Raw genomic sequence first — 15,467 nt, 5'->3', positions numbered from 1 at the left:
TCCTGAGCTCTATGGGGATTCCGGTCGCCCGATCCAGGTGCGGGCGAGCGTCTGCACGGTCGACCCGTCCCGGTCGGCCAGCTTGTGGTCCAGGTACGCGGCGGCCCACGGGTTGGCCGGCACCCGGAAGGCCGGCCGTTCGGCGAGCAGGGTCCGCACCACGACCTCGGCCACCTCCCGCGCCGGCTGGCCCGCCGCCTCCCAGCCCTGGCCGCCGACCCAGGCGAGGTAGTCGGCGAAGGTGGGCGCGTACGGGCCTGAGGCGGCCTCGATGGTGGTGCGGTCGATGTCCGGGAAGATCCCGAAGGAGGTGTCCGGCACGAAGCCCGGCACCACGACGGACACCCGGACGCCGTGCGCCCCGGCGACCGGGGCCAGGCTCTCCATGAAGCCCTCGACGGCGAACTTCGCCGCGCAGTACGCCTCGTTGAACGGCTGGCCGACGACTCCGTGCACGCTGCCGATGGTGACCAGCCGCCCGCCGGCGGCGCGCAGCAGCGGCATCGCGGCCCGGCTGACCTCGACCACGCCGAAGAAGTTCACCTCCAGGTTGGCCCGCAGCGCCGCCATCGTCGACATCTCCATGGTGGGGTCGAAGTTGGAGATGCCGGCGTTGTTGACCACCGCGTCCAGCCGCCCGTAGGTCCGCTCGACGCCCTCGACGCAGGTCGCCACGGAGTCGGCGTCGGTGACGTCGAGGCGGCGGACGTCCAGGGTGACGCCGGCCCGGTCCGCCGCTTCGCGCAGCGCCCCGGCCCGGCCGGGCTCGCGTACGGTCGCGACCGTGGTGAACCCGGCCGCCGCCGCCCGGACGGCGGTGGCCAGCCCGATGCCCGAGGACGTCCCGGTCACCAGCAGCGTCCCGCGGTGGTCCGTGGTCACGACGCGCTCCCCGCCGGCGCCGGCTCGGTGCCGGGGGCCGGCTCGGTGTCCGCCGCCTGCGCGCGCTCCCGCCCGGCCGCGTCGAGCAGCGGCTGGATCCGTACCGCCGGCAGGAAGGAGAACGCCGCCAGCAGGGTGCCGCCGGCCATCACCGCCCGCGCCGCGTCGAGGATCCCCAGCGGGCCGGTGAGCAGCGTGACGGCCAGGCCTCCGACGAGCGCGGCCAGCGGGATCACGCCCCAGGTCACGGTGCGGAAGGCCGCGTGCATCACGCCCTGGTGCCGGGCGGACATCCGGGACTGCCGGATGGGTGCGCTGCACACGTTGATGCACGACATGAAGAAGCCGTAGCAGCCCATGGTCACGGCGATCACCGGGCCGGCGGGCAGGGCGGGCGCGGCGAGCACGCCGAACCCGACCAGGCAGTGCAGCAGCAGCGCCCAGGCCATCGTCCGTCCGGTGCCCAGCCGTTCGCTGATCCGGGGGGCGACGACGGCGCCGATCAGCGCGCCCGCCGCGGCGACGGACATGGCCGCGCCGAAGGCGCCGGCGGACAGGCCGAGTCCCCGGTACGCGAGGATCGGCAGCACGGTGACGAAGACCGGGCCGCCGCAGTTGAGCGTCACCGCGGCCACCACCACCCGCCGCAGCACCGGGTCGGCCCAGTTCAGCCGGAAGCCGGCCGTCAGCCGCTCCCACACCGTCCCCTGCGCGACCGTCTTCTCGCCCCAGGGCCGCATGGAGCGGAAGCACACGGCCGAGACCAGGTAGCTGGCCGCGTCCACCAGCAGGGCGGCCACGCCGAGCGCGCTGTAGAGGGCGGCCGCGATCGACGGCCCCGCCACCTCGGACACCGATCCGCTGCCCTCCAGACGCGAGTAGGCGCGGACGAGGTGCTCCTCCTCCACCACGGCGGGGACGGCGACGAGGTATCCGACGTTGAAGAAGATCGTCGCGCCGCTGATCACCGCCACGCAGCCGAACAGCAGCGGCGTGGACAGCCAGTCCTGCCAGTACGCCAGCGGGATGACCGCCACCGCCGCCAGCCGGACCAGGTCGCAGGTCAGCATCGTCCGGCGCTTGTCCCACCGGTCGACCAGGACGCCGGCGACCGGCCCGAGCAGGGGGATGCCGAGGTACTGCGCCATCGCGACGACGCCCACCTGGAGCGCGCCGGCGTGCAGGACGAAGATCATCAGGGTCGGCACCACGAACACGGTGACCCGGTCGCCGACCGTGCTGACCGTCTGACCGGCCCAGAACAGGTTGAACCCGCCGCCCAGGGAGGCCGGCCGACGCAGCTTCACGACTCCTCCCGCACCACGAAGTTCGCGGTCTTGCCGGTCCGGTCGTTGCTGATCAACGCATCGACCGCGCGCACCCGGAAGGACTCCGGGTCGTGCTGGAAGCCCGTGCTGAGCGTGAACGTCGCGGACAGCAGGTCCTTGCGCAGCCGGTCGAGGTCGACCGCGGCGTCCTGGTCGGTCAGCAGCAGGACGTCCACCCCGCAGGCGCGGCCCCGCGCCTCGGTGACCAGGACCTGTGCGCGGGAGACGCCCGGCTCCCGTTCCACCTGCGCGATGATCTCGTCCACGTGCAGGCCGAGCCCGCGCACCTGCACCACGCTGTCCCGGCGGCCCAGCACCCGCATCGCCCGGCCCGGCCGCCCGCACGGGCAGTCGACGAGCCGGCCGGCGTCGCCGGTCCGGTAGCGCAGCACCGGGTTGAGCATGTCCGGGTTGAGTGTGGTGAAGTCCAGCAGTTCGTCCGGGCCGACGTGCACCAGCTGCTCGGGCAGCGGGTGGAAGGTGTCGGCCGGGCAGTCGGGTGTGTTGGTGCCGACCACCCAGGTCTCGGTACTGCCGAACATGCCCCAGCGGCGCGCGTCCGGCGCGACCACGGCCATGTCCTCCTCCAGCTGGGGCTGCCAGGCCTCGCCGAGCCAGAGCACCTTGCGCAGTGCCGGGAGCTTCACTCCGGCGGCCCGCGCCTGCGCGAACCACAGCCGCAGCACGCTCGGTGTCCCGCCGATCGCGGTGACCTTGCGGGCGACGAAGAACGCCAGCCAGTCCTCGTACTCGTCCCTGGTGACCGAGCCCAGCGCGATGACCTGACAGCCCGCCAGGTCGGCGAGCGCGGCCACCAGGAAGTGCGCGCCCCACATCCGGCCCGCGCCCCAGGCGTTGACGAAGACGTCCTCGCGGTCCAGCGGCTGCCAGTGCCCGTGGACGCCGGTCATGTAGAAGCCGGTGGGTGCGTAGCCGACCTTGGGTGCGCCGGTGCTGCCGCCGCTCTGGAAGAGCCAGGTCGCACCGTTCTCGGCCCTGGGCTCCAGGTGGGCGAGGGCGATGTTGAGGTCGTCCTTGGCCAGCGGCGGCAGCGCGGCGAGGTCGTCGAGGGTGCGCGGCTCACCCAGGCCCGCGTAGCGCGGCGTCAACTCGGGTACGGTCCGCAGCAGTTCGAGGGAGCTCCGGGCGACGTTCAGGTGCGGCTCGGCCGCCTGCGGCGGCAGCGAGAACCGGTCCGTCATCTCGACTCCGTTCCGGGGGCGGGGGTGAGGGCGTGGCCGGCGGCGCCGTTGGCCAGCCACTTCGCGTGGGCGTCCCGGTAGGCGGCGAAGCGCGCGCGGGTGATGTCCCGCTGGAGCGTGCGGTGCGGGTCGTCGTAGTCGGGGGCGATCACCCCGTCCGGTTCGAGTTCGGAGAACCAGTACCGTTCCCCGTCGAACAGGAAGTCCACGCAGAAGAACGGAATCGGCAGCCGTTCGGCGAAGTAGGCGGTCGCCTCGGCCAGTTCGTCCGGGACGGGCGGGAACTCCATGATGCCGCCGCGGCTGGCGTTGGCCACCGGCGAGCCCGGCAGCGGGGTCCGCTTCATCACGGCGTACGGCTTGCCGTCGACGACGTACACCCGGTAGTCGACCGTGCCGTCGCCGAGGTACGGCTGCACCACCAGCGTGGTGTCACCGCCCTGCGCCAGGCTGGCCAGGCCCCGGATGTCCTCGCGGTCGCGGGCCAGGTTGATCCCGCCGCCGCCGCACCACCCGGCGGGCTTGACGATGGCCGGGTAGGTCATGTTCGCCAGCGCCACCTCGTAGAGGTGCTTGCCGACGTCCCGGCCGGTGCCGATGCGGACCGTCGGGATCGGCGGCACCGGCGAGTCGCCGAGGTGCAGGAGCGTGGCCAGCTTGTCGTTGCCGATGAGCGAGACCTGCGGCGGGAACGGCAGGTAGAAGCCGGCCTGTTCGAGCACCGCGTACAGCTCGTACTGGTTGAAGATGTCCATCGACTGGTACGGCAGCGAGTACAGCGCGGTGACGAAGAGGGTGTCCTGCGGGGTGACCGGCTCGTCGTCCACATAGACCCGGGGCCGGCCGCGGACCGTGCCGTCCACCGTCACGGCGTCGGGCGCGTGCCTGGTCCAGCTCATCCCCGACTCCTCGGCGACCTCGGCGTAGAGGTCCCAGAAGAAGTCCTGCCACATCGCGGTCGCCCGGGTCGACTCCCGATCGGGGAAGATCCAGCACATGCGGCGCAGCGGGCCGGCGGGACTCGTCGGATCGGCGGGTTCCCGCGTCGTGGGTATGCTCATCGTGATCCTCACAGAGAAGCGGTCGATGGCCGGTCGGCGGGCGTGACGCCCGGTCCGCGGATCTCCGCGACGACCGCCCCGGTCGGTCGCGCGACGGTCGCCGGCGCTACGAACCGCCCGAGTGGGCACAGGCCGTGTCGGCCGGCAGGACGCCGAGGCCGCCGTTCGCGCCGCCGTGACCGTGCCGGCCCGCGTCGTGGCCTTCGAGCCGGCTCCCGGGTGTCCGACGGGCGAGGCGGCGGGCGTCCGGCGACCCGGCTCGGGACCGGCGCGTCACATCGGTGTCGGGGCTCATCCGGGTCGGCTCTCCACCATGGCTCGGGTGCGTCGCCGGACGGCTGACCGGCAGTGTCGCACCGGCACGCTCCGGACGAGGAGAACTCTCGCAACGCCGGTGAGCCATGTCAATGGTTCGGATTCCGTAGTGACTCTTCGTCAAATGACCTTGGACTGGGGCGAGTCGGTCCGCCGCTGCGCCGGTCAGGGCCGTCCGGGAGCCCCCGGGCCCGGGCGGTACCGGCCGTCCGCGGGCGGCCGGGCCGGGGCGGGGACCGCGGAGGATCAGAGCGCCTGGAGCCGGGTGAGCAGGGACAGCATGTCGGAGTTCAGCCAGTACTCGACGAACCGTCCGTGCTCCGTCCGCAGGGTGTCCGTCCCGGTGAACGTGACCGCGGTGCCGGGCTCGGCCCGGGCGCCGGGGAAGCCGCCCGCGTACGTTCCGGTCGCGGTCCAGCGGGCGGAGACGAACTCGCCGTCCACCAGCGGGCCGACCTCGGCCGTGAAGCGGAGATCCGGGAACGCGGCCCTGGTCTGTCCGATCCAGGCGACCAGGTCGTCGGCGCCGCGCACGGAGCTGCCGTCGCCGCCGTCGAGGAGCGCGGCGTGCAGCCGGAAGCCGGGGGCGATCAGGGCGTCGGCGCCGGTGTAGTCGCCGTTCCAGATCCTGATCCAGGTGTCGAACATCGCCTTCGGCTCCGGTCAGCTCGGGGTGGTGGAGGTGCTCATGGTGGTCATGGTGGTCTTCCTCGTTCTCGGTGTGCTCTGTGCGGGTGGCAGCGGTGGCGGTGAGGCCGGGTGGATCCGGCGGGCGGCCCGGGCGAGGTCGCCCGGGCCTGCCCCGGTGGGGCCGGTCAGTCCCGGAGGGCGAGCAGCAGGGCCGGCACGATCAGCAGCAGCGCCCAGGGCTGGGCGAGGGTGATCAGGCCGAGGCCGGTGTAGGCGGCGGTCTCGGCGGCCCGGCGCCTGGCGCGCCTGCGGCTCCTCCTCGCCTTCCCGGCCGCCTTTCCCTTCGTTCCGTCGGCGGTCCGGCGCTCGACGGGCGTCGCGAGGGCGGCCGGCTGCGGCTCGCCGTGGTGGTCGGTCATGAGGTCCTCCTGGAAGGTCGCCGTACGGGTCAGGTGCGGCACGGGTCAGGTGCGGTACGGGTCAGGTGAGGTACGGGTCAGGTGAGGTCGGCGTCCGGGATCCAGGAGCCGTGGATCATGGCGGGCACCCGGCGGGGCAGGTGGACGGTGGCCACCGGCGGCAGGCTCAGGTCGGAGGCGTCCAGGACGACCATCCGCGAGGCGTCGGCGTTCAGGTCGCTGACGACGGTCAGCAGGTAGCCGTCGTCCTCGCCGGTGCCGCCCGCCGCGGGGACGAAGAGCGCCTCGCCGGGGAGCTGTCCGGTGCCGAACGGCAGCAGCTGGCGGGTGCCGTTCGAGCGGTCGTACTTGACGAGCGTGTGGTTGCCGACGCCGCGGTCGTCCGGGAAGGACAGGGCGTACTGGAAGCGGTGCTCCCGGCCGAGGTAGGCGTCGTTGACGGTCGGGAACTCCACCACGAGGTCGTCGGTCTCCTCCTCCCGGACGGTGCCGGCCGCCGGGTCGACCGTCCAGCGGCGGCTGCGGGAGCCGGAGTTGGGCTCGGCGCCGCGGTCCGGCGCGCCGACCCACCAGTTCCAGGAACGCTGCCAGCCGGCGCGGCCCACGCTCGGGCCCTCGATCACGATCCGCCCCCGGGTGTCCTCGTAGGCGTTGGCGAGGTGCATCGCGTAGCCCTGCCCGATCTCGAACCACCGGACCTGCTGCGCGCCGCCCGCGCCGCGCGGCAGGACGCCGATGCGCGAGGACTGTGCGTCGCTCCAGCGGTACGGGATACCCGAGTGCTCGGCCGGGTCGAAGGTGACCGAGCCCTCCAGGAAGACCACGTGGTGCTCGGTGATGGCGAAGTCGTGCTTGAGCGCGGCGCTCGCCCCCGGGACCTCCTGGCTGTCCAGCACCCGGCCGTCGGCGGAGGCCACGTGGTGGATCAGGTAGGGCGGGAACGGGGAGGAGGCGAAGAAGTGCAGCTCACCGGTGACCGGGTCCTCCTTGGGGTGCGCGGTCATCGCCGAGGTGAGCTTTCCGTTCCAGTCGAACGGGCCGACCGTCTCCAGGTCGGCCGTGAGTTCGAAGGGCAGGTTCGCCTCGCAGAGGGCGAGCAGCCGGCCGCCGTGCTCGATCACGTGGGTGCCGGCGGTGCTCGCGGTCAGGTCGGGTCCGTGCTCGGTCATGTAGGGGGCGCCGTCCAGGGCCGGGGTGTGCACCCAGCGGTTGCGGTACCACTCGGCACGGCCCTCGCGGAGCCGGATGCCGTGGACCATGCCGCTGCCCTTGAACCAGTGGGTCGGGGTGACGCCGGGCTTCGGGTTGTGGCTGTTGCGGATCAGCCGGCCGGTCAGCTCGGGGGGCAGGGCCCCCTCGACGGTGAGGCCGGTGGCGGTGATCTCGTCGGCGACGGGGGTGTAGTGGCCGGTCAGGTAGGGCTTGCCGGTCATGGTGAGGCCTCTCTCGATGGTGGTGTTGACGGAGATATATGTGTGGTTGACCACTCACTGGCTGGCCCGAAAAAACGGCGCCCCGCCCTTCAGCAGGCCGCCGCCCGTCGGGCGAGGTCAGAAGTGCCGGATGCCCGCCGTGAGCGTGCGCGTCCAGGGCGCGTCCACGGAGTCCGCGTCCATCGACACCAGCAGGTGACAGAGCATCCCGACCGCGAAGAACTCCTGGACCTGCCGCTCGTCCCCGCCGGAGGCGCCGCGGACGTACTCGACCATGCGGGCGTACCCGGCCCGCACCGCCTCGCGGACGGCCGGCTCGGAGACGGCGGCCGCCTGGGCGTGCATCTGCACCAACAGGAGGTCGTTGTCGCTGATCAGCCGCGCGTACGCGTCCCCCATCGCGGACAGGACGGCCTCCGGCGCACTCCCCCGGGCGCCGGCGGCGCCGGCCTCCAGGCTCGCCCGGACCCGGACGAAGCAGTGCTCCACGACCGCGACGAACAGCGCCTCCTTGTTGGGGAAGAGCCGGTAGACGTAGGCCTGGGAGATCCCGGCGGCCTTGGCCACCTCGCTGGTCGTGGTGCCGAAGTACCCCCGCGAGGCGAATGCCCCGATCGCGGTGCGCAGCACCGTCTCACGGCGCTCCTCCGCGGTGGAGAGTTGGCGTTGACGTTCCGATTGCATGTGAGTACTCAATCACTCACACTTTTGGATGTCAACCGCCCTCGCCGAGGACCGCGCACAGGCGGACGGAGATGCCGGGGGCGGCGGCGGGACGACGGCCGGAGGCCGGATCGGGGACCGATCCGGACCGACTGCCGCCCCACCGCCGCCCCACCCGCCAGGACGCGGGTCGGCCGTGGGCCTGGACTCAGACCGCAGGCGCCGGGTAGGTCGGGTACTCCACGCCGGAGACGTGCTGGACGACGCGGACGACCTGGCAGGAGTAGCCGAACTCGTTGTCGTACCAGAGGTAGAGGATCGCGTTGTCGCCCTCGACCTTGGTGGCACCTGCGTCGACGATCGAGGCGTGGCGCGAGCCGATGAAGTCGCTGGACACCGCGTCGGGAGCGCTGATGAAGTCGATCTGGCGCTTGAGCGGCGAGGTCAGCGACACGTCGCGGAGGTGGTCGAGGACCTCCTCGCGGGTGGTCTCGCGGGCGAGCTGCAGGTTCAGGATCGCGATCGAGACGTCCGGCACCGGGACGCGGATCGAGCTGCCGCTGATCGTCGCCTTGAGGTCGGGCAGCGCCTTGGCGACGGCCGAGGCGGCACCGGTCTCGGTGATCACCATGTTGAGCGCCGCCGAGCGGCCGCGCCGGTCGGAGTCGTGGTAGTTGTCCAGCAGGTTCTGGTCGTTGGTGTACGAGTGGACGGTCTCCACGTGGCCACGCAGGACGCCGTACTCGTCCGCCATCGCCTTCAGCGGCGGCACGATCGCGTTGGTGGTGCAGGACGCGCACGACAGGATCTGCTCGTCCGGCTTGATCGTGTCGTGGTTGACGCCGTGGACGATGTTGGGGACGTCGCCCTTGCCCGGCGCGGTCAGGACCACCTTGGCGATACCGGGGCGCAGGTGCTTGGACAGCCCCTCGCGGTCACGCCACCGGCCGGTGTTGTCGATCAGGATCGCGTCGTTGATGCCGTACGCCGTGTAGTCCACCGAGGTCGGGTCGTCAGAATAAATAACCTTGATCTCGGTGCCGTTGGCGATGATCTTGTCACTCGCCTCGTCGACCGTGATCGTGCCCTGGAACTGGCCGTGGATCGAGTCCCGGCGCAGCAGCGAGGCGCGCTTGACGAGGTCCTCGCCGGCGCTCTTGCGGACGACGATGGCCCGCAGCCGCAGCCCGTTGCCGGAGCCGGCCTTCTCGATGAGCAGGCGGGCGAGGAGGCGGCCGATGCGGCCGAAGCCGTACAGGACGACGTCGCGCCCCTCGCGGCGCTCCAGCTTGTTGGCACCGGTCGCACCGGCGACGGCTTCCGCGGTGAACTCCTCCACCGAGAGACCGCGGTCGTCGCTCCCGTACGTCGCGGCGAGCATGCCGATGTCGATCTGGGAGGGGCCGAGGTCCAGCGAGGTGAGGGCCTCGAGGAACGGCACCGTCTCGGTGACCGAGAGCTCCTCGCCGGCGATCTGGCGGGCGAACCGGTGAGTCTTGAGGATGCTGACCACCGACTTGTTCACCAGGGAACGGCTGTGCACCAGGACGGTGACGTCCCGCTCCCGGTGCAGCCTCCCGATGATCGGGATCATCGACTCCGCGATCTCCTCGCGGTTCTTCCAGTTCGTGAACACGTCTTCGTTGACAGTCACAGTTCATCTTTCGAGCTAGGCGATGCGCACACCCATGCTAGCTTCGGGCCGTTTTGATCATGCAGGCGGACCCTCCTGAGCAGGTGATTCCCCCCGCCCCCACCCCTGCGGACCGAGCCGCGGGCCGGATCCCATAAGACCGTCTTGGAATTCCCCCAATCACCTCTTCTGGAGATGATGGAGAGTCACCTGACACCCACTCTGTGCAATTTCACTATTCGACGGCGCATCTAACAATAGATCACGAAGTATAACGCTTCCATTAAGTCGCATGCCAACGGATCGTCTCAATGGAGTAGACCAATCGAAGGACAGGTCACCAACTGCGCATTTTCTCCGGCGCGTTGAAAACCGGGCGTCTGCACGGACCCGATGATTGAACGCGCTACATCTTCGCGCGTAGAGCAACGGCATTCAGGACGATCCGCCCTTCTGGCAGGATTCCCGGAACTCAACCCGCCGCAGGAACGAGGTGTGATTTTGCCCGGTCGCAGGCCAGTGGCCAAAAGGCGGTTCAACACCTGCCGGCGTCGCGGCCCCCGCGGGGGCCTTCGTTGACGGCTCGCCGCCACGCGGCCGCCGTGTGCGCCACCTTCGCCGGCCTCCTCGTCCTGGGCCCCGCCGCCACGGCGCACGCCCACGGCGAGACCGTCCGACTCACCGTCACCGGCGTCTGGGCCGGACACCCGGTCACCGCCGCCGCCTGGGAGAACGACACGGGCACCGTCGGCGACCGGATCGTCGGGACGCTCCGCGCGGTCGCGGTCGACGGCACCGCCGTCGGCCCGTGGCGCCTGGTCCCCGTCCCGGGCCGTCCGGGCACCTTCACCACCGACGAGGTGCTGCCGCCCGGCCGCTGGACCGTCACGGTGGAGGCGGCCGCGCCCGGGACCGGCCGGGGAGAGGGAGTGGTGGACGTACCGGTCGCCGACCCGCGCCCGGCCACGGCCCCGCCCGTCGCGGCCTCGCCCGCCCGGTCCCGGAGCTGGCCACGGGCGTTCGCCGCCCTCGGGGTGACGGCCGTGTCCGTGGCCGCCATCGCCGTCGCCGTGCTGTTCCTGCGCCGTTCCGCCTAGGGCTCGTCGGACAAGCCCTGCTCTCGCCCCCCGTTCAGCCCGGGGCCGCCCCACGGCCCTGCCCCGGATCAAGGAGCACGATGCACAGACTCCGCGCGTCCCGCCGCAAGAAGACCCTGATAGCCGCGATCGTCGCCGCGCTGTCCGGTGCCCTGGTGTTCGGCATCGGCGCCCTCGCGCAGGCCGGCCTGGTCAGCGGTACCGTCGTCGGCGGTCAGGGCCGGTACAGCACCGTCAACCAGCGGGCCCAACCGTCGATCTCCGCCCAGATCAAGGGCGTTTCCCGGGTCGGCGACAAGGTCCCGATGTCCTGCCGGACCACGGGCGACACCGTGGAGAACAACTCCCGGTGGATCTGGTCCGGCTCGTACTACGTCGCCGACGCCTTCATCCAGGAGAACACCGGCAGCCTGCCGGTCTGCGGCGCCACCCGGCCCACCGGACAGACGGCGCTCGCCATCACCATGCAGAAGCAGGTCAAGAGCCAGTGGTGCTGGGATGCCTCCGGCCTGACCATCGCCTCCTACTGGGGCCGCACCGGCTACTCGCAGGCCGACTTCTGCCGACTCGCCGCCCAGGGCACCTGGGTGGACTGCAACGACCAGCCCGCCACCCTGGAGGACATGGCCAACGGCCTGGCCCGGATGGGCCTGGCCAGCAGTGGTCGCAGCCTCTACCGCGCCGCGAGCCTCGGCGAGAGCGGTGACGAGATCGCGGGCGGCCGTCCGTTCGCCGTACGGATCGGCTGGAGGTCCGGCGGCGGCCACATGAACGTCGTCTACGGATACGACAGCGGCAGCAACATGATCGCGGTCGGTGACCCGTGGCCCAGTACCCAGACCTACACCTGGTGGAACTACTCCACGTACGCGAGCAACAACTCGTTCCAGTGGACCCACTCCCGCATCGGTATCCACGGCTGAGGAGACGACCGACCATGCAGACCACGCAGACCGTCCGGGCCCCGCGACGCGCGGCCACCCGGGCCGCCGTCCTCGCCGCGACCGCACTCGCCGCGCTCTGCGGCACCGTCCCGGCGCAGGCCGCCGGCGCCGACGACACCCCCGACTACGGCTCGGCGCAGCAGGTCCTGCGGACCGGGCAGGTCCGCGACACCGTGTCCCGGTTCCTCGTCGCGGCCCGCCAGGCGGGCACCCCGGCCGCGGCCGACGGCGGCGTCCTCGGCGCCCCCGGGAACACGCCCGCCGCGCCGCCCGCGTTCGAGCTCAAGGATCCGGTGCCGCTGTTCGAGCTCAACCCCGAGTTCGTCGCGGGCAAGATCCGGCCGACCGCGCAGAACGCCGTCCGGCTCTCGTACCTGGCCTCCCGGGTGAGCGCCGCCGACGGCCATCAGGCGGCGGTGCTGCTCGCACCCCAGGGCGCGCCCGGGAACACGGACGGCCCGAGCGGCACGGCCGTCGCCCAGCAGGGCTGGCAGCTGGCCGGCATCCGGGACGGCGACGCGGAGGTGAGCCTCGCGGAGCGCGGCACCCCGCAGGCCCGCACGTTCACCGAGCCGCAGATCCACGCCTGGTACCGGATCACGGGCGAGGGCACCGTGGAGCCGCTCAACCAGGAGGCGACCACCAGCCTCGGCGGCCGGCCCGGCGTGACCCTCGCCGCCTACCAGCAGCTGGTCGCGTCCCGGTACGGCGACAAGCTGCCCGGCTCCGCCTACGACCGCAAGGGGCTCGCCGGCGGGTACGGACTCGCCGAGGACGGGCCGGCGCCGGCCGCCGACCGGTCCTGGCAGGCCGCCGCCGTCACCGGGGCGGCGCTGGCCGCGGTCGGCGGCGCGGCCGGGTATCTGCGCCGCCGCCGCTCGGCCGCGGAGCGCTGACCCAACCGGTACCGGCCGGTGTCCGTCCGCCCGACAAGGGGGTGGGCGGGCGCCGGCCCCGAGCCGGTCCGCCGGCGCGCGGACCCCGACGCTTCGCGGTCGCACTGACCACGGTGCTAGAAAGGACGCATGGTCGAACAGCCCGACCGACCCCGGACCGTATCGAAGCTGTCGCTGATCGCGAAGACTCGGCTCGGCAAGAGCCCTCGGAGCGTTGCCGGCCAGGTGTTCGTGCTGCAGGTCGCGGTCGTGGTGCTGCTCGTCCTCGGGGCGATCCTCGCCCTGGTCCTCGAATCGCGGCGGGCCAGCGAGTCGGAGGCCATCAACCGGTCGGTGGCCGTGGCGCAGACGTTCGCGAACTCCCCCGGCATCGTCCCGGCCATGCAGTCGCCCGCCCCGTCGGCCATCCTCCAGCCGATGACGGAGCAGGCGCGCCAGGCGGCCGGAGTCGACTTCATCGTGGTCATGGACACGAACGGGATCCGGTACACGCACCCGCTGCCGGACCGGATCGGCAAACGGTTCGTCGGGACGATCGGTCCCTCCCTGGCCGGCCAGGTCTACACGGAGAGCGTGCACGGCCCGCTCGGCCACGAGGTGCAGGCGGTCGTTCCCGTCAACGCCCCCGACGGATCGGTCGTGGGCCTGGTGTCGGCCGGGCTGAAGGTCAAGAACGTCGTCACGGCCGGCGACCGGCAGCTGCCCGTCATCCTGGGCACCAGCGCCGCCGCACTGGCGGTGGCCACGGCCGGGACCGCCCTGGTCACCAGGCGGCTGCGGCGCCAGACCGGCGGCCTGGGCCCGGCCGAGATGACCCGCATGTACGAGCACCACGACGCCGTCCTGCACGCCGTGCGGGAAGGAGTGGTCATCGTCGCCCAGGACGGCCGGCTGCTGCTGGCGAACGACGAGGCGAAGGAGTTGCTCGGGCTGCCGGCCGACGCCGAGGGCCGGCACCTGGCCGAGCTGCACGACCTCGACCCCGGGACCGCGGAGCTGCTGCTGTCGGGCAGGGTGGCCACCGACGAGGTGCACCGGTCCGGCGTGCGGCTGCTCGCGGTGAACCAGCGGCCGACCGACCGCCACGGCAACGGCATGGGAACGGTCGCGACGATCCGCGACTCCACCGAGCTGCTCGCGCTGTCCGGCAAGGCCGAGGTCGCCGGCAAGCGCCTCGCGCTGCTCTACGAGGCCGGCGTCGGCATCGGCACCACGCTCGAGGTCGTGCGCACGGCGGAGGAGCTGGCCCGGGTCGCCGTCCCCGGCTTCGCGGACTTCGTCACCGTCGACCTCGCCGACCCCGTCCTGCAGGGCGACGAACCCACCGGGACGGGCATGGACCTGCGCCGCGCGGCCGTCAACGGAATCCGCGAGGACCATCCCTTCTACCCGTGCGGAAGGCTGATCACCTTCGTGCCCTCCACCCCCCAGGCGATGGGTTTCGACAGCGGCCACTCACAGGTGGTGCCCGACCTGGCGGTGGCCCACGGCTGGCAGGCCCAGGACCCGGCCTGGGCCCGCCGGATCGTCGACTACGGTGTCCACTCGCTGATCGCCACTCCGCTGAAGGCCCGCGGCATCATCCTGGGCGTCGCCAACTTCTGGCGGTCGGAGAAACCCGAGCCGTTCGACGACGAGGACCGGTCGCTGGCCGAGGAACTGGTCGCCCGCGCCGCGGTCAGCATGGACAACGCCCGCCGGTACACCCGCGAGCACGCCATGGCCGTGACGCTGCAGCGCAGCCTGCTGCCGCGCGCCCTGCCGGAACAGAGCGCCCTCGAGGTCGCGCACCGCTACCTGCCCGCACAGTCCGGGGTCAGCGGCGACTGGTTCGACGTGATCCCGCTGCCCGGCAGCCGGGTCGCCCTGGTGGTCGGCGACGTCGTCGGCCACGGACTGCACGCCGCGGCGACGATGGGCCGGCTGCGCACCGCCGTGCACAACTTCTCCGCCCTCGACCTGCCGCCGGACGAGCTGCTCGGCCACCTCGACGAGTTGGTGAACCGCATCGACCAGGAGGAGACCGACAGCGGCACCGGGATCGGCGTCACCGGGGCCACCTGCCTGTACGCGATCTACGACCCGGTCTCCCGGCTCTGCACCATCGCGCGGGCGGGCCACCCGACGCCCGCCCTGGTGCGGCCCGACGGCAGTGTGGTGTTCCCCGACCTCCCGATCGGCCCGCCGCTGGGGGCGGGGGCGGGCGGCATGCCGTTCGAGACTGCGCAGGTGCACCTGGCCGAGGGCACCCAGATCGTCCTGTACACCGACGGGTTGGTCGAGGATCGCACCCGGGACTTCGACGTCGGCATGGAACTGCTGCGCGAGGCGCTCGCCGGCCACGACCGGCAGCCCGAGGAGCACTGTCAGGCCCTGCTGGACGCCCTGCTCCCGGCCCGTCCGCAGGACGACGTGGCCCTGCTGATCGCGAAGACCCGGGTGCTCGGCGCGGACCGCGTCGCGGAGCGGGAGGTGCCGTTCGACCCGGCCACCGTCGCCGAGACGCGTGCGTGGACCACCGCGACGCTCGAGGAGTGGGGTCTGACCGACCTGGCCTTCGGCACCGAACTGGTCCTCAGTGAGCTGGTCACCAACGCGATCCGCTACGGCTCGCCGCCCGTGCGGGTGCGGCTGCTGCGCGACCGCGCCCTGATCTGCGAGGTCGCCGACGGCAGCAACACCTCCCCGCACCTGAAGTACGCGGCGACGACGGACGAGGGCGGCCGCGGGCTGTTCCTGGTGGCCCAGCTCACCGAGCGCTGGGGCACCCGGTACACCTCCCACGGGAAGATCATCTGGGCGGAGCAGCCGCTGCCCGCCTCGGCCGGAGACCTCGACGGGCAGCCGAGGACCCCCGCGGCGGCGGTCCCGGTGGCACCACCGCGATCGGCGGAACACGAGGCGGCGCGGACGGTGGCCATCCCGCCGCCGGCCGCCGAGCGCTGAGGCCGCCGGCGGGACCGG

General features: G+C 72.4%; 13 protein-coding genes. 4 read left to right on the top strand and 9 right to left on the bottom strand.

Translation table 11 applies throughout. The features are described 5' to 3' along the window. Positions 1-9 precede the first annotated feature (9 nt). From OG871_RS33900 to OG871_RS33860, 9 genes are all read right to left on the bottom strand, one after another. On the bottom strand, positions 10-882 hold the full coding sequence (locus tag OG871_RS33900) for an SDR family NAD(P)-dependent oxidoreductase (protein WP_371502059.1): 873 nt from the start codon (positions 880-882) through the stop codon (positions 10-12). Then, positions 879-2,189 (bottom strand): MFS transporter, encoded by a 1,311-nt coding sequence (locus OG871_RS33895; RefSeq protein WP_371502057.1) that lies wholly within the window; start codon positions 2,187-2,189, stop codon positions 879-881. The genes OG871_RS33900 and OG871_RS33895 overlap by 4 nt, the downstream gene beginning before the upstream one ends. Continuing rightward, positions 2,186-3,412: an AMP-binding protein gene (locus OG871_RS33890; protein ID WP_371502056.1), complete on the bottom strand. Its 1,227-nt coding sequence runs from the start codon at positions 3,410-3,412 to the stop codon at positions 2,186-2,188. Before OG871_RS33890 ends, OG871_RS33895 begins: the two co-directional genes overlap by 4 nt. Continuing rightward, complete coding sequence (locus OG871_RS33885; protein WP_371502054.1) at positions 3,409-4,473, bottom strand: RimK family alpha-L-glutamate ligase; 1,065 nt, start codon at positions 4,471-4,473, stop codon at positions 3,409-3,411. The genes OG871_RS33890 and OG871_RS33885 overlap by 4 nt, the downstream gene beginning before the upstream one ends. Positions 4,474-5,034: 561 nt before the next feature. Next, positions 5,035-5,436, bottom strand: coding sequence for an ester cyclase (locus OG871_RS33880; RefSeq protein WP_371502052.1), 402 nt, complete (start codon positions 5,434-5,436; stop codon positions 5,035-5,037). Positions 5,437-5,603: 167 nt separating this feature from the next. Then, positions 5,604-5,837 carry a hypothetical protein gene (locus tag OG871_RS33875; protein WP_371502051.1) on the bottom strand — a complete coding sequence of 78 codons (234 nt, stop codon included), beginning with the start codon at positions 5,835-5,837 and terminating at the stop codon, positions 5,604-5,606. Positions 5,838-5,914: 77 nt separating this feature from the next. Further along, positions 5,915-7,270 carry a carotenoid oxygenase family protein gene (locus OG871_RS33870; RefSeq protein ID WP_371502050.1) on the bottom strand — a complete coding sequence of 452 codons (1,356 nt, stop codon included), beginning with the start codon at positions 7,268-7,270 and terminating at the stop codon, positions 5,915-5,917. A gap of 117 nt (positions 7,271-7,387) precedes the next feature. Then, positions 7,388-7,954, bottom strand: a complete 567-nt coding sequence (locus OG871_RS33865) for a TetR/AcrR family transcriptional regulator (protein WP_371502049.1) — start codon at positions 7,952-7,954, stop codon at positions 7,388-7,390. 187 nt (positions 7,955-8,141) lie between these two features. After that, positions 8,142-9,587, bottom strand: coding sequence for a glyceraldehyde-3-phosphate dehydrogenase (locus OG871_RS33860; RefSeq protein WP_371502048.1), 1,446 nt, complete (start codon positions 9,585-9,587; stop codon positions 8,142-8,144). Positions 9,588-10,141: 554 nt separating this feature from the next. On the opposite strand from OG871_RS33860, the gene OG871_RS33855 reads away from it, so the two are divergent. The 4 genes from OG871_RS33855 (at position 10,142) to OG871_RS33840 (ending at position 15,449) form a co-directional block, all read left to right on the top strand. Beyond that, entirely contained in the window at positions 10,142-10,663 is a 522-nt protein-coding gene (locus OG871_RS33855; RefSeq protein ID WP_371502046.1) for a hypothetical protein, read from the top strand. 80 nt (positions 10,664-10,743) lie between these two features. Further along, complete coding sequence (locus tag OG871_RS33850; RefSeq protein WP_371502044.1) at positions 10,744-11,586, top strand: papain-like cysteine protease family protein; 843 nt, start codon at positions 10,744-10,746, stop codon at positions 11,584-11,586. Between the two features lie 14 nt (positions 11,587-11,600). Then, complete coding sequence (locus OG871_RS33845) at positions 11,601-12,503, top strand: hypothetical protein (RefSeq protein ID WP_371502042.1); 903 nt, start codon at positions 11,601-11,603, stop codon at positions 12,501-12,503. A gap of 129 nt (positions 12,504-12,632) precedes the next feature. Further along, entirely contained in the window at positions 12,633-15,449 is a 2,817-nt protein-coding gene (locus tag OG871_RS33840) for a SpoIIE family protein phosphatase (RefSeq protein WP_371502041.1), read from the top strand. Positions 15,450-15,467: the final 18 nt, after the last annotated feature.

The sequence above is a fragment of the Kitasatospora sp. NBC_00374 genome, from assembly GCF_041434935.1.
In the GTDB taxonomy this organism is placed as follows: Bacteria; Actinomycetota; Actinomycetes; order Streptomycetales; family Streptomycetaceae; genus Kitasatospora.
Note: the sequence above shows the minus strand (reverse complement) of the source record. Positions and strands in the feature narration are given on the sequence as shown.

Bases quoted from the DNA above. Each gene is read 5' to 3' on its own strand.
- OG871_RS33890 (WP_371502056.1), bottom strand. From the start codon at position 3,412: ATGACGGACCGGTTCTCGCTGCCGCCGCAGGCGGCCGAGCCGCACCTG.
- OG871_RS33885 (WP_371502054.1), bottom strand. From the start codon at position 4,473: ATGAGCATACCCACGACGCGGGAACCCGCCGATCCGACGAGTCCCGCC.
- OG871_RS33880 (WP_371502052.1), bottom strand. From the start codon at position 5,436: ATGTTCGACACCTGGATCAGGATCTGGAACGGCGACTACACCGGCGCC.
- OG871_RS33875 (WP_371502051.1), bottom strand. From the start codon at position 5,837: ATGACCGACCACCACGGCGAGCCGCAGCCGGCCGCCCTCGCGACGCCC.
- OG871_RS33870 (WP_371502050.1), bottom strand. From the start codon at position 7,270: ATGACCGGCAAGCCCTACCTGACCGGCCACTACACCCCCGTCGCCGAC.
- OG871_RS33865 (WP_371502049.1), bottom strand. From the start codon at position 7,954: ATGCAATCGGAACGTCAACGCCAACTCTCCACCGCGGAGGAGCGCCGT.
- OG871_RS33850 (WP_371502044.1), top strand. From the start codon at position 10,744: ATGCACAGACTCCGCGCGTCCCGCCGCAAGAAGACCCTGATAGCCGCG.
- OG871_RS33845 (WP_371502042.1), top strand. From the start codon at position 11,601: ATGCAGACCACGCAGACCGTCCGGGCCCCGCGACGCGCGGCCACCCGG.
- OG871_RS33840 (WP_371502041.1), top strand. From the start codon at position 12,633: ATGGTCGAACAGCCCGACCGACCCCGGACCGTATCGAAGCTGTCGCTG.